The following is a 20,769-nucleotide window of genomic DNA, read 5'->3' as shown; positions in this document are numbered from 1 at the left end:
ATGTGCATAAACAGAATGCTCAAGGCGCTGAAGAGCTTTGGTCCGGAGGAGCAAAATCTTCTTTGAATAAGCCGATGGTTACAACGTGAATATACTTCTTGAAATCCTCCATGTCCCCCTGTGAGACGAACCCTTTCTCTTCGTAACACAACGTGAGTTACTTCTCAGAACAACTCCATGAGTAGCCCCATCCTCGTAGAAGAGAAATAGCGAGCCAGGACGTTGCCAGGCGTGGAAATAGGAGAGGCGGCCAGACAGCATCTTCCTCGAATAAGCCGCTGCTGACAACGTGAAAAGACACCTTGAAACTACTCCATGTCACCTCCTATCCACGCAACGCACAAAAAATTCAGCGATAGTAATAAGCTATCAATTATCTTTCCGACAGTAACTTGCCAGTTTTGGATAGTAAAATCTCCACTTTCGACAGAAAACCCTTCAAGTCAGACAGTAAGTTTCAAATGACCATAAAATTGGAGTCAGCAAGCTCCATTACCATTACAGTATTCCTTTTCAATGATTTTCTACCTTATCGACAAGCAACATGTTTAGCCAACCTCCAACTAGGTTATAGACCTTTAACGGTAGAGACCTTTCTCTACTACTCAAATTAAAGGAGGACGATAACATGCCACTTATAAAAGAACTCCGACAATTTAAAAACCAATCTTGCAACGAAGGATACTTAACTATTTACTTAAGCACAGATCAAACAAGCAATGACCAACAAAGAGGAGAATGGAAAATCCGGTTGAAAAATGGACTGAAAAAAATAGAAAAATATATCGAGGCAGATAATGAAGCAACTATAAAGGCGTATAGACATGTTAAGAAAAAAGCAACTGAAGCGATTTATGCTATACAAACAGAATTACCTAAAAGCATTGTTTTGATTGCATCACCGAATGGAGATTTCTTTTTGAGGAAACTTCAAATCCCTGTAGAAAATACCTTCTATTGGGATAACGAGCCAAAGATCGAACAACTTGAACGGCTTAGCAAAGAATATCCAACAGAAGGGATACTCTTTGTTCAAAAAGAACATGTTTTTATGATTGAAACAAGCTTAGGAGAGATAAATATCGAAAGACTATATAATTTGGAGATAGAGAAGGAGGATTGGAAACAATACGACGGAATAGCAGCTAGTGAACGGATGGCGAAACGTGCAAATCACCGAGATAAATATGAACAACGGTTTGAAGCAAATCAACAGCGCGCTTTTAAAGACTTAGCAAACACGATCCAAAAAGAAGCAGACCGAAACAAGTGGTCTACAATCTATTTAGTTGGTGAACAAGGATTAACAACGGAGTTTGAGAAGCAATTATTGTTTCCAACGGTGAAGATTATAGATAAAAACTATAAAAAATTCTCTTCGAAAGAGATCGTTGGACAAGTACTGGCGTCATAGGACAGTAGGTAAATATTGAACGCACTCTAAAAAGTCAAGCTTTGTAAAACAATGGCACTGAAAAAGTAGACACTTTTTTCAGTGCCATTTTTGCCACGACAATTTTGTACATGAATCACCAAAATACTGAGTAAAATAATGCATGCTAATCAAATAATATAAGGTTATCAACTAGATGTGCCTGGTTATACTAGTAGTGAGTTATACATATTGCACTTTTTAAATTGAGCGCATATAATATTTATAAAGTCAAAGATAGTCAAAGTCAAAAGTTGAAGGGAGGGCAAAGCTTGAGAAATATATCTGACATCATTGAAGACTACTTAAAAGCGACTATTAGAAACAGTGGGGATGATCCGTTGGAAATTAAGCGAAGTGAAATTGCTAAGAAGTTTCAATGTGTCCCTTCACAAATTAATTATGTTATTCAGACGAGGTTTACGTTAGAAAAAGGATATCAAGTTGAAAGTAAAAGAGGTGGCGGTGGGTATATTCGTATAGTGAAAGTTAGTCCCCATGACCATCTTGATCTATTTGACCAAATGATTAAAATCGTTGGAAAGAATATTGATCAACATACAGCAGAGAACATCATTATCCGGTTATTTGAAGAGAAGGCTATAACAAAAAGAGAAGCAAATTTAATGATTAGTGTATTGGATCGAACGTTATATAATGCAAATATTAGTCATCGGGATGAAGTGCGAGCAAACATTTTAAATGCGATGCTTGAAACATTAAAATATAAAGAATTGACATAGGGGGGAGGAAATTTCATGCTTTGTCAGGAATGTAATAAAAGGAAAGCGAGTTTGCACTTTGCCAAAATTATAAATGGTGAAAAGACTGAGTTTCACATTTGTGAACAATGCGCAAAGGAAAAAGGAGAATACTTCCCAGGTGGAAATAGTTTCTCTATTCATCAGCTATTATCAGGTTTGTTACATTTTGAACAACCTGTAAAAGCAGAGGCGCAGGAAATAAAGCCATCTTGTGAGAAGTGCGGGATGACGTATGAACAATTTACTAAAGTTGGAAGGTTTGGCTGCGCAAATTGTTATAAGAGCTTTGAGACTAAGTTGGATCCTATCTTAAAACGGGTACACAGCGGCAATCATACCCATGCTGGGAAGCTTCCAGAAAGAATTGGTGGAGGGATTCAATTGCAACGTCAGATTGAATCATTAAAAACCGAGTTGAAAGGCTTGATTGACCAAGAAGAGTTTGAAAAAGCTGCTGAGCTGAGAGATGAAATTCGGTTGTTAGAAAAACAAAAGAATGAGCAAAAGGAGGGCTGATTTGATGTCACTCCAACAATTTATTTCAGAAGCATTAAGTCCTTGGATGAAAAAAGATGGCCCAGATTCGGATATTGTCCTAAGTAGCCGAATAAGATTAGCTAGAAACCTTGAAGAGTATAAATTTCCTTTACTTGCGTCAATGGAAGAATCTTATGCGACTGCAAAACATATCGGAGAAGCATTAACTCAGGAAGAGTACAGCCAAATTGGTTCTCTTGAGATTTTGCGAATTGACGATATGAAAGCCAATGAAAAGCGAGTACTTGTTGAAAAACATTTAATCAGTCCTAATTTAGCAGATCAATCAAAGCATGGAGCTGTCCTACTTGATAAAGATGAAGCTGTAAGCATCATGGTTAATGAGGAGGATCATATTCGGATTCAATGTTTGCTTCCGGGTTTTCAGTTAGGGAATGGGTTAGAGATAGCCAATCAAATTGATGATTGGATTGAGCAACGTTTAACGTATGCCTTTGATGAGAAAAGAGGTTATTTAACAAGTTGCCCAACAAATGTTGGGACAGGTTTGCGAGCTTCTGTCATGATGCACTTGCCGGCACTTGCTATGACTCAGCAATTAAATCGAATTTTACCTGCAATTAATCAATTAGGATTAGTTGTTAGAGGAATTTATGGGGAAGGTAGCGAAGCTTTAGGTAACTTATTTCAAATCTCTAACCAGCTCACTCTTGGAAAATCAGAGGAAGATATTGTTGAAGATCTACGTGGAGTGGTCTTGCAGCTAATTCAACAGGAACGATCTGCTAGAGAAAGTCTTTTGGATCAATCGAGATTACAGCTTGAGGACCGAGTACATCGTTCATTTGGTATTTTAGCTCATAGTCGAATGATTGAATCAAAAGAAGCGACGCAACGTTTGTCAAACGTTAGGTTGGGGATTGATTTAGGTTTGATTAAGGGTCTATCAGGGAACATCTTAAATGAATTAATGATTTTGACTCAGCCAGGGTTTCTTCAGCAATATGCTGGCGAAGTGTTATCCCCTGAACAGCGGGATGAAAGAAGAGCTACGCTGATTAGGGAAAGGTTAAAATTAGAGGAAGAAACGAACGAATAATCATGGAGGTGGACGTCAATGATGTTTGGACGTTTTACAGAGCGCGCACAGAAGGTATTAGCACTAGCACAAGAAGAAGCAGTGAGGTTGGGACATAACAATATCGGAACCGAGCATATCTTACTTGGTCTTATACGTGAAGGGGAAGGAATTGCTGCTAAGGCTCTTCAAGCACTAGGACTCGGATCTGAAAAGATTCAAAAGGAAGTTGAGTCGTTAATTGGAAAAGGACAAGAAGGATCTAAGACGATTCACTATACTCCAAGAGCGAAAAAAGTCATTGAACTTTCGATGGATGAAGCACGTAAACTAGGGCACTCTTATGTTGGAACCGAGCATATTTTACTTGGCCTTATCCGAGAAGGAGAAGGTGTTGCGGCTCGTGTTTTAAATAACTTAGGGGTGAGTTTAAATAAAGCTCGTCAACAAGTGTTGCAATTACTTGGGAGCAATGAAGTTGGGAACTCTTCTGGTCAAAGTACAGGGGCAACAAATGCAAACACTCCAACACTTGATAGTTTAGCACGTGATTTAACAGCGGTAGCAAGAGAAGAGTCACTTGACCCTGTTATTGGGCGAAGCAAAGAGATTGAAAGAGTTATTCAAGTGTTAAGTCGTCGTACAAAAAATAACCCTGTCTTAATTGGGGAGCCAGGTGTAGGTAAGACAGCTATTGCTGAAGGATTAGCACAAGCAATTATCGCTAATGAAGTGCCAGAAACACTACGTAACAAGCGAGTAATGACACTTGATATGGGAACGGTTGTAGCTGGTACAAAATACCGTGGTGAATTCGAAGACCGTTTGAAAAAGGTAATGGATGAAATTCGCCAAGCCGGAAATGTTATCTTGTTCATTGATGAGCTTCACACATTAATCGGTGCAGGAGGAGCAGAAGGTGCAATTGACGCTTCAAATATTTTAAAACCGTCCCTTGCCCGTGGAGAACTTCAATGTATCGGAGCGACAACACTTGATGAGTATCGTAAATATATTGAGAAAGATGCTGCACTTGAGCGTCGTTTCCAACCGATTCAAGTAAATGAGCCAACACTTGATGAATCAGAGCAAATTTTAAAAGGGCTTCGTGATCGTTACGAGGCACATCACCGTGTAACAATTACAGATGATGCGATTGAAGCAGCGGTTAAATTATCTGATCGCTACATCTCAGACCGCTTCCTTCCAGACAAAGCAATTGATTTGATTGATGAAGCTGGTTCAAAGGTTCGTCTGAAGTCATATACAGCACCGCCTAACTTGAAAGAGCTTGAGCAACGTCTTGACGAAACGAGAAAAGAAAAAGACGCCGCTGTTCAAAGCCAGGAATTTGAAAAAGCTGCTTCTTTACGTGATTCAGAGCAACGTTTACGTGAAGAGTTAGAAGAAATGAAGAATGAGTGGAAGAAAAAGCAAGGCCAAGAAGATACAGAGGTAACAGCTGAAGACATTGCACAAGTTGTAGCAAGCTGGACTGGAATCCCTGTATCGAAATTAGCAGAAGAAGAGACGGACCGCTTACTTAAGATGGAGTCGATTCTACATGAACGAGTTATTGGTCAGGAAGAAGCTGTTAAATCGATCTCTAAAGCTGTACGCCGTGCACGGGCAGGACTGAAAGATCCTAAGCGTCCAATTGGTTCCTTCATTTTCTTAGGACCGACTGGGGTTGGTAAAACAGAGCTAGCAAGGGCTGTTGCTGAAACATTATTCGGCGATGAGGATTCTGTTATTCGTATAGATATGTCTGAGTACATGGAAAAGCATACGACAAGCCGACTAGTTGGTTCTCCTCCAGGGTATGTTGGACATGATGATGGAGGTCAATTAACTGAAAAAGTTCGTCGTAAGCCATACTCGGTTATTTTACTAGATGAAATTGAAAAAGCTCACCCTGAAGTGTTTAATATTCTGCTTCAAGTGCTAGAAGATGGTCGCTTAACGGATTCAAAAGGAAGAACAGTTGATTTCCGTAATACGGCGATTATTATGACATCAAACGTTGGAGCTAGTGAATTAAAACGTAGCAAGTTCTTAGGGTTTGCTACTGAAGGCGAAGGCCAAGAATACAAGGATATGAAAGGGAAAGTGATGGAAGAATTAAAGCGCAGCTTCCGTCCGGAATTCCTAAACCGTATTGATGAATTAATTGTCTTCCATTCACTAGAGAAGAAGCATATCCGTGAAATTATTACATTAATGGCTGCTCAATTAAAATCTCGTTTACAAGAACAAGGCATAGATTTTGAGCTTACTGAAGCAGCAAAAGATAAGATTACAGACCTTGGCTATGATCCTGAATATGGTGCGCGTCCATTACGCCGTGCATTGCAAAAGCAAGTTGAGGACCGTTTATCTGAAGAGCTATTAAAAGGTACAATTTCTAAAGGCCAAAAAGCTATTATTGATGTAAAAGATGATGAGCTTTTTGTCGAAACATCTGAAACACGTGAAAATTTACAAGTATAAAATTAATTTCACTGCATAAGTCATAGGCTCTGTTTGAAGAAAAGCCGGGGGAGAGTCATATTCCCTCGGCTTTTCACCATATAATAGAATTATAAGACTATTTAACAAAGGTGATACAAATTAATTAATGTAAGAAAACTTTTTATCGCAGCGATAATGAATATAGGAGTTAATCCTTATAGCTTTAATGAAAAACGGATAAGAAACTTTTTTCTTCTACTCTGTTACAATAGACGTAATAGGTAGAAGGGAGAAAGAAGCATGGCAAAGAAGAAAACAAAGTTCGTCTGCCAAGAGTGTGGATATGAATCAGCAAAATGGATGGGCAAGTGCCCGGGTTGTCAAAGCTGGAACACGATGATTGAAGAATTTGAGCCAAGTGCTAAACAAGCGAGTCGAAGCTACGTTACATCTGCAACAACTGGATCAAAGCCGCAATCGATCATTTCGGTAAAAAGTGAAACAGAAGCAAGAATCAGCACAACAATGATGGAACTCGATCGGGTACTTGGTGGAGGAATTGTTCCAGGTTCGCTTGTACTTGTGGGTGGAGACCCTGGAATTGGGAAGTCAACGCTTTTGCTGCAACTTTCCTCTAAATTAGCAGAAACGAAGCACAAGGTTTTATATATTTCTGGGGAAGAGTCAGTAAAACAGACGAAATTACGTTCGGAACGGTTAGGTGTTTCTTCTGGAGATTTATACGTTTTGGCCGAGACGGATATCTCCTTTATAGAACGTGCGATAGATGAAGTGAAACCAACACTAGTTATTATTGACTCTATTCAAACAGTCTACCAAGAAGATATTACGTCTGCACCAGGAAGTGTGGCGCAAGTTAGAGAGTGTACGGCAGCCTTTATGAGAATTGCCAAAACAAGGGGAATTGCTATTTTTATTGTAGGGCATGTTACAAAACAAGGATCAATAGCAGGACCGAAATTGTTAGAACATATGGTTGATTCTGTTCTATACTTTGAGGGAGAACGCCACCATACGTATCGTATTTTACGGGCCGTGAAAAATCGGTTCGGTTCCACGAATGAAATGGGTATATTTGAAATGAAAGAAACTGGACTAGAAGAAGTTCTTAACCCTTCTGAGATTTTTTTAGAAGAACGGTCTCAAGGAGCAGCCGGATCAATTGTTGTTGCTTCCATGGAAGGAACAAGGCCTGTTCTCGTAGAATTACAAGCACTAATATCACCGACGAGCTTTGGAAACCCAAGACGAATGGCTACTGGAGTTGACCATAACCGGGTATCGCTGTTGATGGCTGTACTTGAAAAAAGAGTAGGGCTATTACTACAAAATCAGGATGCTTATTTAAATGTTGCTGGCGGAATTCGGTTAGATGAACCTGCAATTGACTTGGCTATTGCCCTTAGCATTGCTTCAAGCTTCCGTAATCAAATAACGAGTCCTACAGATGTTGCTATTGGTGAGGTAGGATTAACGGGAGAAATTAGGCGTGTTTCGCGAATTGACCAAAGGGTGAATGAGGCAGCCAAATTGGGATTTAAGCGGGCAATCATTCCAGAGAAGAATCTAGGGGGCTGGACGTATCCAAAGGACATTGAAGTCATTGGTGTACCAACATTAGAAAGAGCGTTAGAGGTCGGCTTAGGAGGTTAGTAAATGAATGAGGGGAAAAAGCGGCAAGCTTTTATCCAAAACGTACTGAAGTTAGTTGCGCCTGGAACGGATTTACGAGCAGGAATTGATAATGTTCTTCGTGCAAAAACGGGAGGTTTGATTGTCATTGGCTATGACAATGCAATGATTCCCGTTGTAGACGGTGGCTTTTTCATCAATTGTGATTTTTCCCCTGCCTACTTGTACGAACTGGCAAAAATGGATGGGGCCATCATTTTAAGTGAAGATGGAAAACGAATTTTATATGCGAATACGCAACTAGTACCAAACAATGGCATTACATCGAATGAAACGGGTATTAGACACCGTACAGCTGAACGGGTTGCTAAACAAACAGGTAACTTAGTGATTTCGATTTCACAAAGGCGGAATGTGATAACCCTCTATCAGGGAGATCATCGCTATTCTTTAAAGGATATTGGAGTTATTTTGACGAAGGCCAATCAAGCAATTCAGACGCTTGAAAAATATAAAGTCGTTCTAGATCAAGGGATCACCAATTTAGGGGCACTTGAATTTGAACAACTCGTTACTCTCCATGAAGTGACACAAGTCATTCACAGGGTACAGATGGTTTTAAGAATAAAAAGTGAGATACTAAATTATATTAACGAGCTCGGAAATGAAGGTCGACTCATTACGATGCAGTTAAATGAACTAGTAGCGAATACAGAAAAAGAAGCGATTCATTTGATAAAAGATTATATGAAAAACGATAGTCAAAACCCAAAAGAAATTTTAAAAGAACTAACGAAGTTCCAAACGGAAGAATTATTTGATGAACAAGAGATTGTGAAGACACTTGGTTATAGCAAAAGCATTAACATTCAAGAGCAAGCTGTTTCACCAAGAGGCTACCGGATCTTACACCGTATCCCGAGACTGCCATCAATTATTATAGAAAACCTAATTGAGAAATATGAGAACTTATCCAATATTATGTTTGCGAGTATTAATGAGTTAGACGAAGTGGAAGGAATTGGTGAACCGAGGGCTAAGATGATTAAAGATGGATTAAATCGTATTCAAGAACAATTGTTCGTAGATCGACATATTTAAGCATAACTTGACAACATGACGTCTTAACTGTATAATAATAGGTTTTCAAAATTGACAAACAATTAAGTGTTTGTTACGTTTAAGGGAGTATGGAAGAATTTTGAGAATTTATGTGAAATACAGTTTGATAGGTTTCAAATGAGCAATCTTGTCTATAATAATAAAAGGAGGTGAATATGGATGCTAAAGCGAATTGTACAGCTTTTCTTCGTTCTAGTTGGAGGCACTTTGGGTTTTATCTTCATTCCAGAACTTATCCATATATTAAATTTTGGCGAAGTCCCTGTTTGGGTTACAAGTTCTTATGCTGGTGCAGTATTCGGTGCTATTATTTTCTTTTTTGCTACGTTTTGGTTGGCTGACTATATCGTGAATCTCATGAAGCTTTTAGAGGAAGCGATTGTACGGGCTCCAGTCACAGATGTTTTGTTTGGTACGATGGGATTAATTGTTGGTCTAATTGTTGCTTATTTAATTGGTATTCCATTAAACGCCATCAACATACCGATTGTAAGTACGGTACTTCCTATTTTTGTGACGATTTTCGTTGGGTATTTTGGATTCCAAATTGGCTTCAAAAAACGGGATGAGCTTATTAATTTGTTTACATTAACAAGAAATTTAGGCAAGAAAAAAGAAGAAGAGGTTGATGTTTCCGTAGGGAAGCAATTAAAAATATTAGACACAAGTGTTATTATTGATGGGCGTATTGCAGATATTTGCAAAACCGGCTTCTTAGAAGGAACACTTGTTATTCCTGGGTTTGTGTTAGAAGAATTACAACATATAGCCGATTCATCTGATGTATTAAAACGCAATCGAGGACGTCGTGGGCTAGATATATTAAATAAAATTCAAAAAGAACTACCGATTAATGTCGAGATCTATGAAGGGGACTTTGAAGATATTTCTGAGGTAGATAGCAAATTAGTGAAATTAGCTAAAGTTTCCTCGGGAATGGTTGTAACAAATGACTTTAATTTAAATAAAGTATGTGAGTTGCAAGGAGTTTCTGTATTAAATATTAATGATTTAGCAAATGCAGTTAAGCCGGTAGTCTTGCCTGGTGAAGAGCTGAAAGTTCAAGTTATTAAAGATGGGAAAGAACAACATCAAGGGGTTGCTTATCTTGACGATGGCACGATGATTGTTGTAGAGGGTGGACGTGACTATATTGGAAAACAAATTGATGTAGTCGTTACAAGTGTGCTGCAAACGAGTGCGGGCCGAATGATTTTTGCCAAGCCTAAAGTACTTGAGAAAGCACTTTAAAGATGTTACCTGAGAATAGAAAAGAATGAAATTTCATAAGCGCTATGCTCTTAATAGAGGATAGCGTTTTTCTTTTTCGCTGGTTGTGTACAAGCTCTACTAAACAAACATATGCAATTAAATGGGAGATCATGCTAAAATAAATATCGGTTAAAAAAGTATGCCAATATGAGTAGTAAAGATCATTTGATAGGTATAATAAATGATTATTATATATTGCTTTTGATAGGAGAGAATGAAATGGAGTATCGTGTTGTCATCCCTGCAGCTGGACAAGGGAAAAGAATGAAGGCAGGGAAAAATAAGCAATTCCTTAAATTAAGAGGAGAACCGCTTATTGTGCATACTATTCGCTTGTTTCAGGAAGATCCTTGGTGCGAACAGGTGATCCTTGTAGCGAATCCCGAAGAGCTTGAAATCATGAATGAGTTAGCTAAGAAACACTCCCTATCGAAAGTAACAGTAGTTGAAGGTGGTAAAGAACGTCAGCATAGTGTGAGAAAGGGGATTAACTCTATTGAGGGAGATATGATTGTTTTGGTCCATGATGGGGCAAGGCCCTTTGTTACTAGGGATGTCATTCATTCTCTAGTACAAAAAGCTGCTGAGATGGGGGCTGTTACAGCAGCTGTACCCGTTAAAGAGACAATTAAACGAGTTCTCTCCAAAAGAGTTGTGAATACATTGAAGCGTGAGGAACTATGGACCATTCAAACACCACAAGCGTTTCAATTAAAGTTAGTAAAAGAAGCGCATGAAAAGGCACAAGCTGCTGATATGCTCGGAACCGATGATGCGAGTCTAGTTGAATGGTTAGGGCATGAGGTCGCAATTGTTGAAGGTGATTATCAAAACATTAAGTTAACGACCCCGGATGATCTGTTATTTGCTGAAGCGATTATGAAGGAAAGAGAGATGAGGAAGTCATGAGAATTGGACAAGGGTTTGATGTTCATCAGTTAGTAGAAGGAAGACCACTTATTCTAGGAGGGATTACGATTCCCTACGAATTAGGTCTCCTCGGGCATTCTGATGCAGATGTACTTTTGCATACAGTTGCAGATGCAGCACTAGGCGCAATTGGTGAAGGAGATATTGGTAAGCACTTTCCTGATACAGACAACGCGTTCAAAGATGCAGACTCTGCCAAACTTCTTACACATGTTTGGGAACTTGTGAAGGAAAAAGGATACAAATTAGGGAATATTGATTGTACAATCATAGCGCAAAAGCCGAAAATGGCTCCGCACATCGAAACGATGCGAGCTAGAATTGCTGAACTGTTAGAAGCGGATGTCAGTCAAGTAAACGTAAAAGCAACGACTACAGAAAAATTAGGGTTTACAGGGAGAGGCGAAGGAATTGCTTCACAGGCAACGATTCTTTTAGTCGAGCAGTCATAAAAAAAGCATAAGTTGACCAAAGTAGTGATATAGTGATATAGGTAATTAACATAATTAACATAAGCATGTTAATATGCATAATAGGATGATAGAAATGGAAGGTGTTTATTATGGGAAGTGACGTTCGCGTTCGTTTTGCTCCTAGTCCGACTGGACATTTACATATTGGTGGTGCTCGTTCTGCCTTATTTAATTATTTGTTTGCGAAAAGTCAGGGTGGGAAATTTATTTTACGTATTGAAGATACTGATCAAGCTCGGAATGTCGATCAAGCAAAAGAGAAACTATTAGATAGTTTGAAATGGCTCGGAATGGATTGGGATGAGAGTATCGATGTAGGTGGAGAGTATGGCCCGTATAGTTGTATGGAGCGTGTTGGGTTGTACAAAGAATATCTTGACCACCTTCTTAAAGAGGGAAAAGCATACTATTGTTATATGACGGAGGAAGAGTTAGAGGCAGAGCGTGAAGAGCAAAAAGCACGTGGGGAGTTACCTAAATATAGTGGCCGTGATCGAGACTTAACCGAAGAGCAACGTAAAGAATATGAAGAGAAAGGTCTTAAACCGGTAGTGCGTTTCCGTGTACCAGAAGGAAAGCTTATTCAAATAAAAGATGCAGTTCGGGGCGATGTAACGTTTGAATCAGACGGCATTGGGGATTTTGTTATTGCGCGTAAGGATGGCATTCCAATGTATAACTTTGCTGTAGTGATCGATGACCATCTAATGAAAATTTCTCATGTCATTCGTGGAGAAGAGCATTTATCAAATACACCTAGACAAGTATTGCTTTATGAAGCATTCGGATGGGATGTGCCAAAATTTGCTCATGCATCATTAATCTTAAATCCGGACCGTCAAAAAATGAGTAAGCGAGATGAGTCGATTATTCAATTTGTTGAGCAATATAAAGAACTTGGCTACATGCCAGAAGCAATCGTTAATTTCCTTGCATTATTAGGCTGGTCTCCTGTTGGGGAAGAGGAGATTTTCTCTGTAAAAGAGCTAGGAGAACAATTCACATTAGACCGAGTGGCAAAAGCTCCTGCTGTTTTTGATACAGACAAACTAGCTTGGATGAATAATCAATACATAAAAAATGCTGAACTTGATAAGGTCGTTGAGCTTGCGTTGCCACACTTAGTCAAAGCTGGAAAGCTGCCAGAAAACATGACAGACGAACAAAAAGACTGGGCTAAGCGTTTAATTGCTTTGTATCAAGAGCAAATGCATTATGGTGCAGAGATCGTTGAGTTAACAGAACTTTTCTTTAAAACAGAAATTGGGTATAATGAGGAAGCACAAACCGTTTTAGATGAAGAGCAAGTTCCTGAAGTGTTAGCTCAATTATTAAAAGAGCTAGAAGCGATTGAAGAGTTTACAGCTAGTAACATTAAAGCTGCTATGAAAGCAACTCAAAAAGCTACAGGTCATAAGGGCAAGAAATTATTTATGCCGATTCGTGTTGCAACGACAGGGCAAACTCATGGTCGTGACTTACCTGAATCAATGGAGCTTATAGGGAAAGATGTTGTCAATAGAAGAATTAAAAGCTTATTAAATAAATAATGTTACCGTGTTGAGAGGGAAAAGTAGAAGTGAGCCATTCCTTGCAGAGAGAACCATCAATGGCTGAGAGTGGTTTAGGGATCTCGCTTTGAACATGCACCCTTGAGTCTCTTTTTGAACGATTCATTCTAAGTAGGAAAGAGCGAGTTGCTTCGTTACAGGCTAGTAAAGATGAGTAGGTATTGCCTTCTCTAAGCAGAGTGGAACCGCGCAAAAAGCGCCTCTGTGCATCTAAGATGCACAGAGGCGCTTTTTATTTGCTAAGCACAGCTGGTTCCCTAAAAGGGGGATGAGAACACATGGGGAAAAAATTTCGCACTCTATTAAATGATGTAGACGTTGTATTTGAACAGGACCCTGCCGCGAGGAGTCGACTTGAAGTGATTTTTACGTACTCGGGTGTTCATGCAATATGGGCACATCGCGTGGCACACTGGCTTTGGAAAAGGAAAATGTGCTTCTTAGCTAGATCTATTTCACAAATTAGTCGTTTTTTTACAGGGATTGAAATTCATCCTGGTGCAGTGATTGGTCAACGCTTGTTTATTGACCATGGAATGGGAGTAGTTATCGGAGAAACATGTGAGATTGGAAATAATGTCACGATCTATCAAGGGGTCACTCTCGGAGGAACAGGAAAGGAAAAAGGGAAGCGTCATCCAACGGTAGAGGATGGTGTCTTGATTGCATCAGGGGCAAAAATACTTGGTTCGTTTACAATTGGAGAAAATGCGCGAATAGGTGCTGGTTCCGTTGTATTAAAAGAAGTTCCAGCTAATTCTACCGTTGTTGGCATTCCAGGTAAAATTGTTATCCAAGACGGAGTGAAGGTTGAACATGGACTGAATCACCATCTTTTGCCGGATCCAATTGCTGATAAATTGAAAGAATTGGAAGAAGAAATAAAAGCATTAAAAGAAGAACGAGAGCAATTGTTAAGGTCATCAACAAGAGATTAGCTATTTGCATACTGTAATAGAAATAAGAAAGAGGGAGTAGATCCAATGTCTATTCATGTTTACAACAGTTTAACAAAGAAGAAAGAACCTTTTATTCCGATGGAAGAAGGAAAAGTAAAGATGTATGTTTGTGGACCGACTGTATACAACTACATTCATATTGGGAATGCAAGGCCTCCGATTGTGTATGATATGGTCAGAAGATATTTAGAATACCGTGGGTATGATGTCACGTTTATTTCAAATTTTACAGATGTTGACGATAAAATTATTCGTGCAGCAAATGAACTGGGTGAAGATGTATTTCAAGTCGCAAACCGGTTTATTGAAGCGTATCACCAAGATACATGTGCACTTGGTGTGAAAGAGGCCGATATTCACCCTCGTGTTACAGAAACAATTCCAGAAATTATCTCATTCATTGACGCGTTAGTTCAAAAGGGATATGCATATGAATCAAGTGGTGATGTGTACTTTAGAACGAGAAAATTTAAGGACTATGGTAAATTATCCTCTCAATCGCTTGATGACTTACGATCTGGAGCTCGTATTGAAGTTGATGAAAGAAAAGAAGATGCTCTTGACTTTGTGCTTTGGAAGGCGGCAAAAGAGGGTGAAGTCTCATGGAAGAGTCCTTGGGGAGAGGGAAGACCAGGGTGGCACATCGAATGTTCTGCTATGGTCAAAAAATATTTAGGTGACACAATCGACATTCATGCAGGTGGGCAAGATTTATCTTTCCCTCATCATGAAAATGAAATTGCTCAATCGGAAGCATTAACAGAAAAACCAATGGCAAATTATTGGCTTCATAACGGTTTTATTAACATAGATAATGAAAAAATGTCGAAATCACTCGGAAATTTTGTTTTGGCAAAAGATATAATTCGACAACATTCAGCAGAAGTCGTACGTTTCTTCATGTTGACGGCCCATTATCGTAGCCCGATCAACTTTAGTGATGAGTTATTAGAGGGGGCAAAAAGTGGACTTGAGCGATTAAGGACAGCTGTGGCTAGTTTAGAACATAGGTTAGAGGAATCAGCTGGGTTTGGTGAGAAGGGGGATTGGTTAGAGAGAATCCATGCCTTAAAAGCCCGGTTTATTCAGGAGATGGATGATGACTTTAATAGTGCTAATGGAATCTCTGTTCTCTTTGATTTGGCAAAGGAAGCAAATCGTTACCTTCGTGAGGAGAAAACGTCAAAAGAAATATTAGAAGCATTTTTGCAGCAATTTACGGAGTTCTCTAATGTATTGGGTCTTACGCTACACTCACAAAAAGAGTTACTGGATGCTGATATTGAAGAGTTAATAGAAAAACGTAATGAAGCACGTAAACAAAAGGACTTTGCTCTTGCTGACCAAATTCGTGATGAGTTAAAAGAGCAAGGGATTGTGCTAGAGGATACAGCTCAAGGTGTTCGCTGGAAACGAGGCTAGTATGAAGATTATTGAAGCAAAGACAGACTTGAAACAGCTCAATGCGCTCGCGCTCGCTTACATGGGAGATTCGGTGCTTGATATGTATGTACGCTACTATTTAATTGCACAAGGAAACGTTAGACCGCACCGACTTCATGTTGAAGCAACAAAATACGTATCAGCTAAGTCACAAGCGTATATTATGGGCAGGCTATTAGAAGAAAAGTTTTTATCTGAAGATGAGATTTCTGTGTTTAAACGTGGACGCAATGCCAAATCAGGCTCGATACCTAAAAACACAGATTTAAACACATATCGTTATTCAACTGGGTTTGAAGCGATGTTAGGCTATCATTATTTTCAAGGCGAGCACGATCGTCTCGATGAAATCATTAAAAAAGCTGTTGAAGTTGTTGAAGCAAGATCACGGTTATAGAAAGGAGGAAATAAGATGAGTCAAGAATTTATTGTAGGTAAGAACCCTATTATTGAAGCTTTAAAAGCAGGACATTCGATCAATAAAATTTGGATTGCTGAAGGTTCGCAGAAAGGACAAATGACCAAGGTAGTGCAGCTTGCTAAGGAAAATGGCGTATTGATTCAACATGCTCCAAAAAAGAAATTAGCTCAACTTGTTGACACTGATAATCATCAAGGAGTGGTGGCATCCATTGCTGCCTATGAGTATGCAGAGATGGAGGATTTATTTCAAGCAGCAGAAAAGCGTGGGGAGGAGCCATTTTTCTTACTATTAGATGAAGTGGAAGATCCACATAATCTAGGATCAATTTTACGTACAGCAGATGCTGTTGGTGCTCACGGAGTTATTATTCCAAAACGCAGAGCGGTCGGGCTTACGCAAACGGTGGCGAAATCTTCAACGGGGGCAATTGAATATGTTCCGGTTGTACGTGTGACGAACTTAGCAAGAACAATGGATGACTTAAAGAAACGCGGTCTCTGGTTTGCTGGGACAGATGCAAAAGGAACAGCTGATTACCGCCAAGCATCATTTGATATGCCGATTGGCCTTGTCATTGGAAGTGAAGGGAAGGGAATAAGCCGTTTAGTTAAAGAGAAATGCGATTTTCTAATTCGGATTCCGATGGTTGGCCATGTTACATCGTTAAATGCTTCAGTTGCAGCTAGTTTGCTTATGTATGAAGTATACCGGAGACGTCATGAAGTAGGCAGTGAGTAGAATGAAAGATATTTTGCTCGTCGATGGCTATAACATGATTGGGGCCTGGCCTGAGCTTCGCGAGTTAAAAGACAAAGACCTTGGTTTAGCACGAGATCGCCTTGTGGAAATGATGGCTGAGTATCAAGCATATACTGGTTATCAGGTGAAGGTGATCTTTGATGCGCACATGGTTCAGGGGATAGGCAAGAGCTATAAGAACCACCGGGTTGATGTATTATATACCCGTAAAAATGAGACAGCGGATGAGCGAATTGAAAAGCTGGTTCTTGAATTAAAGCGAATCGATACAACGATTCATGTTGCTACCTCTGATATGGCAGAGCAATCGATGATCTTTGGGAGTGGAGCTTTGCGTAAGTCTGCCAGGGAATTATTAATGGAAATTGAAACGACAGAAAAAGGAATCGACAAAGAAGTCCAAAATACGCAAAAGAAGAAAAATTCGACAAAAATCCCGCTTAGTAAAGAAGTTGCTGAAATTTTTGAAAAATGGCGTCGACAGCGCTGATACGTGGTTGACCGGCTGGAAAACTGTGCTATATAATGGGTCTATAATTTAGACAACAGCCAAGGTCGGAGGGATTGTCATGAGCATGGGCCTTCAAGAAACCAAACTAAAACCAATTTATGACACTGTGGAAGATGATGAATTAGTCGTTCTTGTAAGAAATGGAGATAGTGGTGCACTCGAATACCTAATCAATAAATATAAGAATTTTGTTCGTGCAAAGGCAAGATCTTATTTTTTGATTGGTGCTGATCATGAGGATATTGTTCAAGAAGGAATGATCGGTCTTTACAAAGCAGTCCGTGACTTTAATGGGGACAAGCTCTCTTCCTTTAAAGCCTTTGCTGAACTTTGTATTACAAGACAAATCATTACTGCAATTAAGACGGCAACAAGGCAAAAGCACATACCGTTAAACTCCTATGTTTCACTGGACAAGCCGTTATACGATGAAGAATCAGACCGTACTTTGTTAGATGTAATTTGTGGTACGAGAGTAACCGACCCGGAAGAGTTGCTCATTAATCAAGAGGAATTTGAAGACATTGAGTTAAAAATGGGAGAACTTCTAAGTGATTTAGAAAGGCAAGTTCTTATGCTATACTTAGATGGCAGATCCTATCAAGAAATCTCTGCTGACTTAAATAGACATGTTAAATCTATCGATAATGCATTGCAACGAGTAAAACGAAAGCTAGAGCGCTATGTTGAGCTTAAAGGTGTTTCAATTTCATAAGTAGCTAGGGGTGGCGAAAGAATCTATTCGGCACCCTCTTTGCAACGCAAGAGCTTACAGATTGTTCTAATAATTGACACAGGAATTTCCGTGTGATAGATTTAGATAGTATGTACTTTGAGCGTTGGAGGTGCGTTATGCGAACAAAAGTAGTACTAGCTTGCGAGGTTTGTCAGTCAAGAAATTATGTAACAGAAAAGAATAAACAGTCGCATAGCAATCGCATTGAGATGAAGAAGTTTTGTAAAACCTGCCAAGAACACACCCTTCATCGTGAAACAAAGTAAATAGAATTCCTTAAATTGACTATACACATGTAAATATTTCGAATAGATGAACGTATATTTGTCTATATTGATTGATGCTGGAGGTGTCTTTGGTGGCTGGTGGAGAAAGAGGTGTCGGGAAGTTTTTCCGAGATGTAGTGCAAGAGATGAAACGCGTATCATGGCCTACTCGTAAGGAATTAACACGTTATACTTGGGTTGTTTTAGGAACGGTAGCTTTTATTTCTGTTTTCTTCTTTGTGGTTGATTACGGGATTTCTGAGCTTGTTCGAATCCTACTCGGGTAATTTATAAGTATAATCTTGGAACTGCTTCTAAAAGGCCGTTCAAAGTGAGAATTGCTTGGACAGCCTCGCTAATGAAGAGGAGGGAAGGACAAAACCGTCCTATTTAACATGGAAAAAAATTGGTATGTGCTTCATACGTATTCGGGGTACGAAAACAAAGTAAAGACAAATCTTGAAAAGCGCGTTGAATCTATGGATATGACGGACAAGATCTTTCGTGTGCTTGTGCCTGTTGAAGAAGAGACAGAAGTGAAAAACGGGAAAAGTAAAACGGTAACAAAAAAGGTATTCCCAGGGTATGTCATTGTGGAAATGATCATGACTGATGACTCGTGGTATGTTGTGAGGAATACCCCGGGAGTAACAGGGTTTGTTGGATCTGCGGGAGCGGGTTCTAAACCAACGCCGCTTTTACAAGAAGAAGTTGACTCTCTATTGAAACAGATGGGAGTAGAACAACCAAAGGCGGATATAGACTTTGAATTGAAAGAATCTGTCAAAGTAAAAGAAGGTCCGTTTGCTAACTTCGTTGGTTCGATTGAAGAGATTCAAGTGGACAAGCAAAAGGTAAAGGTTCATGTAAACATGTTTGGTCGTGAAACCCCTGTGGAACTGGACTTTAATCAAGTGGAAAAGATTTAATTCGAAAAAAACTTGCTATCTTTTGTTGAAAGTGATAGAATCTTCATGGTTGACAATGGTTTCAGTAAATGAGCCATCGGGTGCAGATGCATTGCATCCGTTTTTTGAGTGGGAGGGTGCAAATATAAACACCCGGATAACCACATCACGGACTTTAAGGAGGTGTGTCACGTGGCTAAAAAGGTAATTAAAATGGTTAAGTTACAAATTCCTGCTGGGAAAGCTAATCCAGCGCCACCAGTTGGTCCTGCATTAGGTCAAGCAGGTGTAAATATCATGGGATTCTGTAAGGAATTCAACGCTCGTACTTCAGATCAAGCAGGTCTTATCATCCCTGTTGAAATCACTGTATTTGAAGACCGTTCGTTTACATTCATCACGAAAACTCCACCTGCTGCTGTTCTTTTAAAGAAAGCTGCTGGGATTGAGTCGGGTTCTGGAGAGCCTCACATTAAGAAGGTTGCTACAGTAAAGCGTGATAAAGTACGCGAGATTGCTGAGACGAAAATGCCAGATCTTAACGCAGCTGATGTTGAAGCAGCTATGCGTATGGTAGAAGGTACTGCTCGCAGCATGGGTATTGTGATTGAAGACTAATTGGTAAGTGTTTCGGAGGTTGCGATGAGGTATGACCCTCTTTGCCTAGTTACTAGGTTCGCAACCTTTAATAGTGGGAGGTATTACCGCTAAAACCACATTCGAGGAGGAAATATAGCATGGCTAAGAAAAGTAAAAAGTATACAGATGCTCTTAAGCTTGTTGACCGTGAAACGGCATATCAAGTGGAAGAAGCAATTGAATTAGTAAAGAAAACTGCAACAGCGAAATTCGATGAAACTGTTGAAGTAGCTGTACGTCTTGGTGTTGATCCTAAGAAAGCAGACCAACAAATTCGTGGTGCTGTTGTACTTCCAAACGGAACTGGTAAAACACAACGCGTTCTAGTTTTCGCTAAAGGTGAAAAAGCAAAAGAAGCAGAAGCTGCTGGAGCTGATTTCGTAGGTGATGAGGATTTCATCAACAAGATCAACCAAGGTTGGTTCGAATTTGATGTTATCGTAGCTACACCAGACATGATGGCTCAAGTTGGTAAATTAGGTCGTGTCCTTGGACCAAAAGGCTTAATGCCAAACCCTAAAACTGGTACAGTAACATTTGATGTAACAAAAGCTGTAGCTGAAATCAAAGCTGGTAAAGTAGAATACCGCGTTGATAAAGCTGGTAACATTCACGTACCAATCGGGAAAGTTTCTTTTGAAACTGAAAAGCTAGTTGAGAACTTTAAGACAATCATTGAAACTCTTGTAAAGGTTAAACCTGCAGCTGCAAAAGGTACGTACATGAAGAATGTAGCGATTGCATCTACAATGGGACCTGGAGTTCGTGTAAATGCATCAGTTTTTGCAAGATAATGATTGACTTATTTGCTTAGTGTGTGTATACTCTTAAGAGTGTCTTACGCAAGGCGCATAAATTTGAATGTCATACCGTAGACCGT

The 20,769-nt window shown here is 39.5% G+C and carries 22 protein-coding genes and 2 other annotated features (1 of these 24 only partly in view); all 22 genes read left to right on the top strand.

The window, feature by feature from the left end:
* The first annotated feature begins 628 nt into the window (after nt 1–628).
* Nucleotides 629–1,414, top strand: a complete 786-nt coding sequence (locus tag MF646_RS18515; protein WP_250097987.1) for a VLRF1 family aeRF1-type release factor — start codon at nt 629–631, stop codon at nt 1,412–1,414.
* A gap of 290 nt (nt 1,415–1,704) precedes the next feature.
* Nucleotides 1,705–2,175 (top strand): CtsR family transcriptional regulator, encoded by a 471-nt coding sequence (locus MF646_RS18510; RefSeq protein ID WP_250097986.1) that lies wholly within the window; start codon nt 1,705–1,707, stop codon nt 2,173–2,175.
* Nucleotides 2,176–2,190: 15 nt separating this feature from the next.
* Nucleotides 2,191–2,712, top strand: coding sequence for a protein-arginine kinase activator protein McsA (locus MF646_RS18505; RefSeq protein ID WP_250097985.1), 522 nt, complete (start codon nt 2,191–2,193; stop codon nt 2,710–2,712).
* Nucleotides 2,713–2,716: 4 nt separating this feature from the next.
* Nucleotides 2,717–3,793, top strand: a complete 1,077-nt coding sequence (locus tag MF646_RS18500) for a protein-arginine kinase McsB (protein WP_250097984.1) — start codon at nt 2,717–2,719, stop codon at nt 3,791–3,793.
* Nucleotides 3,794–3,811: 18 nt separating this feature from the next.
* On the top strand, nt 3,812–6,262 hold the full coding sequence (clpC, locus tag MF646_RS18495) for an ATP-dependent protease ATP-binding subunit ClpC (protein ID WP_250097983.1): 2,451 nt from the start codon (nt 3,812–3,814) through the stop codon (nt 6,260–6,262).
* Between the two features lie 261 nt (nt 6,263–6,523).
* Entirely contained in the window at nt 6,524–7,897 is a 1,374-nt protein-coding gene (radA, locus tag MF646_RS18490; protein ID WP_250097982.1) for a DNA repair protein RadA, read from the top strand.
* Between the two features lie 3 nt (nt 7,898–7,900).
* Nucleotides 7,901–8,977 carry a DNA integrity scanning diadenylate cyclase DisA gene (gene disA, locus MF646_RS18485; RefSeq protein WP_250097981.1) on the top strand — a complete coding sequence of 359 codons (1,077 nt, stop codon included), beginning with the start codon at nt 7,901–7,903 and terminating at the stop codon, nt 8,975–8,977.
* A gap of 180 nt (nt 8,978–9,157) precedes the next feature.
* Nucleotides 9,158–10,249 (top strand): PIN/TRAM domain-containing protein, encoded by a 1,092-nt coding sequence (locus tag MF646_RS18480; RefSeq protein ID WP_250097980.1) that lies wholly within the window; start codon nt 9,158–9,160, stop codon nt 10,247–10,249.
* A 240-nt stretch (nt 10,250–10,489) separates the two neighbouring features.
* Nucleotides 10,490–11,179 (top strand): 2-C-methyl-D-erythritol 4-phosphate cytidylyltransferase, encoded by a 690-nt coding sequence (gene ispD / locus MF646_RS18475; RefSeq protein ID WP_250097979.1) that lies wholly within the window; start codon nt 10,490–10,492, stop codon nt 11,177–11,179.
* Nucleotides 11,176–11,652, top strand: coding sequence for a 2-C-methyl-D-erythritol 2,4-cyclodiphosphate synthase (gene ispF / locus MF646_RS18470; protein ID WP_250097978.1), 477 nt, complete (start codon nt 11,176–11,178; stop codon nt 11,650–11,652). The genes ispD and ispF overlap by 4 nt, the downstream gene beginning before the upstream one ends.
* A 110-nt stretch (nt 11,653–11,762) precedes the next feature.
* Entirely contained in the window at nt 11,763–13,223 is a 1,461-nt protein-coding gene (gene gltX / locus MF646_RS18465; RefSeq protein ID WP_250097977.1) for a glutamate--tRNA ligase, read from the top strand.
* A 1-nt stretch (nt 13,224) separates the two neighbouring features.
* Nucleotides 13,225–13,451, top strand: a binding site (T-box leader).
* A 71-nt stretch (nt 13,452–13,522) separates the two neighbouring features.
* Nucleotides 13,523–14,182, top strand: coding sequence for a serine O-acetyltransferase (gene cysE / locus MF646_RS18460; protein ID WP_250097976.1), 660 nt, complete (start codon nt 13,523–13,525; stop codon nt 14,180–14,182).
* Nucleotides 14,183–14,227: 45 nt separating this feature from the next.
* The gene (cysS, locus tag MF646_RS18455) at nt 14,228–15,625 is read left to right on the top strand and encodes a cysteine--tRNA ligase (RefSeq protein ID WP_250097975.1); all 1,398 of its coding nucleotides are present in this window, start codon (nt 14,228–14,230) and stop codon (nt 15,623–15,625) included.
* 1 nt (nt 15,626) lies between these two features.
* Nucleotides 15,627–16,043: a Mini-ribonuclease 3 gene (locus tag MF646_RS18450; protein WP_250097974.1), complete on the top strand. Its 417-nt coding sequence runs from the start codon at nt 15,627–15,629 to the stop codon at nt 16,041–16,043.
* 15 nt (nt 16,044–16,058) lie between these two features.
* On the top strand, nt 16,059–16,808 hold the full coding sequence (gene rlmB / locus MF646_RS18445) for a 23S rRNA (guanosine(2251)-2'-O)-methyltransferase RlmB (protein WP_250097973.1): 750 nt from the start codon (nt 16,059–16,061) through the stop codon (nt 16,806–16,808).
* A gap of 1 nt (nt 16,809) precedes the next feature.
* Nucleotides 16,810–17,319, top strand: a complete 510-nt coding sequence (locus MF646_RS18440) for an NYN domain-containing protein (RefSeq protein ID WP_250097989.1) — start codon at nt 16,810–16,812, stop codon at nt 17,317–17,319.
* 79 nt (nt 17,320–17,398) lie between these two features.
* Nucleotides 17,399–18,055: an RNA polymerase sporulation sigma factor SigH gene (sigH, locus tag MF646_RS18435; RefSeq protein WP_250097972.1), complete on the top strand. Its 657-nt coding sequence runs from the start codon at nt 17,399–17,401 to the stop codon at nt 18,053–18,055.
* Between the two features lie 137 nt (nt 18,056–18,192).
* Nucleotides 18,193–18,342 carry a 50S ribosomal protein L33 gene (gene rpmG / locus MF646_RS18430; RefSeq protein ID WP_250097971.1) on the top strand — a complete coding sequence of 50 codons (150 nt, stop codon included), beginning with the start codon at nt 18,193–18,195 and terminating at the stop codon, nt 18,340–18,342.
* Between the two features lie 92 nt (nt 18,343–18,434).
* Entirely contained in the window at nt 18,435–18,629 is a 195-nt protein-coding gene (gene secE / locus MF646_RS18425) for a preprotein translocase subunit SecE (RefSeq protein ID WP_250097970.1), read from the top strand.
* Nucleotides 18,630–18,737: 108 nt separating this feature from the next.
* Complete coding sequence (nusG, locus tag MF646_RS18420) at nt 18,738–19,271, top strand: transcription termination/antitermination protein NusG (protein ID WP_250097969.1); 534 nt, start codon at nt 18,738–18,740, stop codon at nt 19,269–19,271.
* A 171-nt stretch (nt 19,272–19,442) separates the two neighbouring features.
* Complete coding sequence (gene rplK / locus MF646_RS18415; RefSeq protein ID WP_012957124.1) at nt 19,443–19,868, top strand: 50S ribosomal protein L11; 426 nt, start codon at nt 19,443–19,445, stop codon at nt 19,866–19,868.
* A 119-nt stretch (nt 19,869–19,987) separates the two neighbouring features.
* A complete protein-coding gene (gene rplA, locus MF646_RS18410) occupies nt 19,988–20,683 on the top strand; it encodes a 50S ribosomal protein L1 (RefSeq protein WP_250097968.1) in 696 nt (231 codons plus the stop codon).
* Between the two features lie 57 nt (nt 20,684–20,740).
* Nucleotides 20,741–20,769 (top strand) — a sequence feature (ribosomal protein L10 leader region); it runs 107 nt beyond the window's last position.

The sequence above is a fragment of the Halalkalibacter alkaliphilus genome (assembly GCF_023555415.1).
GTDB classification, from domain to species: Bacteria; Bacillota; Bacilli; order Bacillales; family Bacillaceae_D; genus Halalkalibacter; species Halalkalibacter alkaliphilus.
Note: the sequence above shows the minus strand (reverse complement) of the source record. Positions and strands in the feature narration are given on the sequence as shown.

Excerpts from the sequence above, each read along its gene's own strand:
- cysE (WP_250097976.1), top strand. The coding sequence starts at position 13,523 with ATGGGGAAAAAATTTCGCACTCTATTAAATGATGTAGACGTTGTATTT.
- rplA (WP_250097968.1), top strand. The coding sequence starts at position 19,988 with ATGGCTAAGAAAAGTAAAAAGTATACAGATGCTCTTAAGCTTGTTGAC.
- ispF (WP_250097978.1), top strand. The coding sequence starts at position 11,176 with ATGAGAATTGGACAAGGGTTTGATGTTCATCAGTTAGTAGAAGGAAGA.
- radA (WP_250097982.1), top strand. The coding sequence starts at position 6,524 with ATGGCAAAGAAGAAAACAAAGTTCGTCTGCCAAGAGTGTGGATATGAA.
- MF646_RS18505 (WP_250097985.1), top strand. The coding sequence starts at position 2,191 with ATGCTTTGTCAGGAATGTAATAAAAGGAAAGCGAGTTTGCACTTTGCC.
- rlmB (WP_250097973.1), top strand. The coding sequence starts at position 16,059 with ATGAGTCAAGAATTTATTGTAGGTAAGAACCCTATTATTGAAGCTTTA.
- gltX (WP_250097977.1), top strand. The coding sequence starts at position 11,763 with ATGGGAAGTGACGTTCGCGTTCGTTTTGCTCCTAGTCCGACTGGACAT.
- cysS (WP_250097975.1), top strand. The coding sequence starts at position 14,228 with ATGTCTATTCATGTTTACAACAGTTTAACAAAGAAGAAAGAACCTTTT.
- MF646_RS18440 (WP_250097989.1), top strand. The coding sequence starts at position 16,810 with ATGAAAGATATTTTGCTCGTCGATGGCTATAACATGATTGGGGCCTGG.
- nusG (WP_250097969.1), top strand. The coding sequence starts at position 18,738 with ATGGAAAAAAATTGGTATGTGCTTCATACGTATTCGGGGTACGAAAAC.
- MF646_RS18500 (WP_250097984.1), top strand. The coding sequence starts at position 2,717 with ATGTCACTCCAACAATTTATTTCAGAAGCATTAAGTCCTTGGATGAAA.
- MF646_RS18515 (WP_250097987.1), top strand. The coding sequence starts at position 629 with ATGCCACTTATAAAAGAACTCCGACAATTTAAAAACCAATCTTGCAAC.
- disA (WP_250097981.1), top strand. The coding sequence starts at position 7,901 with ATGAATGAGGGGAAAAAGCGGCAAGCTTTTATCCAAAACGTACTGAAG.
- rpmG (WP_250097971.1), top strand. The coding sequence starts at position 18,193 with ATGCGAACAAAAGTAGTACTAGCTTGCGAGGTTTGTCAGTCAAGAAAT.
- MF646_RS18480 (WP_250097980.1), top strand. The coding sequence starts at position 9,158 with ATGCTAAAGCGAATTGTACAGCTTTTCTTCGTTCTAGTTGGAGGCACT.
- sigH (WP_250097972.1), top strand. The coding sequence starts at position 17,399 with ATGAGCATGGGCCTTCAAGAAACCAAACTAAAACCAATTTATGACACT.
- clpC (WP_250097983.1), top strand. The coding sequence starts at position 3,812 with ATGATGTTTGGACGTTTTACAGAGCGCGCACAGAAGGTATTAGCACTA.
- MF646_RS18450 (WP_250097974.1), top strand. The coding sequence starts at position 15,627 with ATGAAGATTATTGAAGCAAAGACAGACTTGAAACAGCTCAATGCGCTC.
- ispD (WP_250097979.1), top strand. The coding sequence starts at position 10,490 with ATGGAGTATCGTGTTGTCATCCCTGCAGCTGGACAAGGGAAAAGAATG.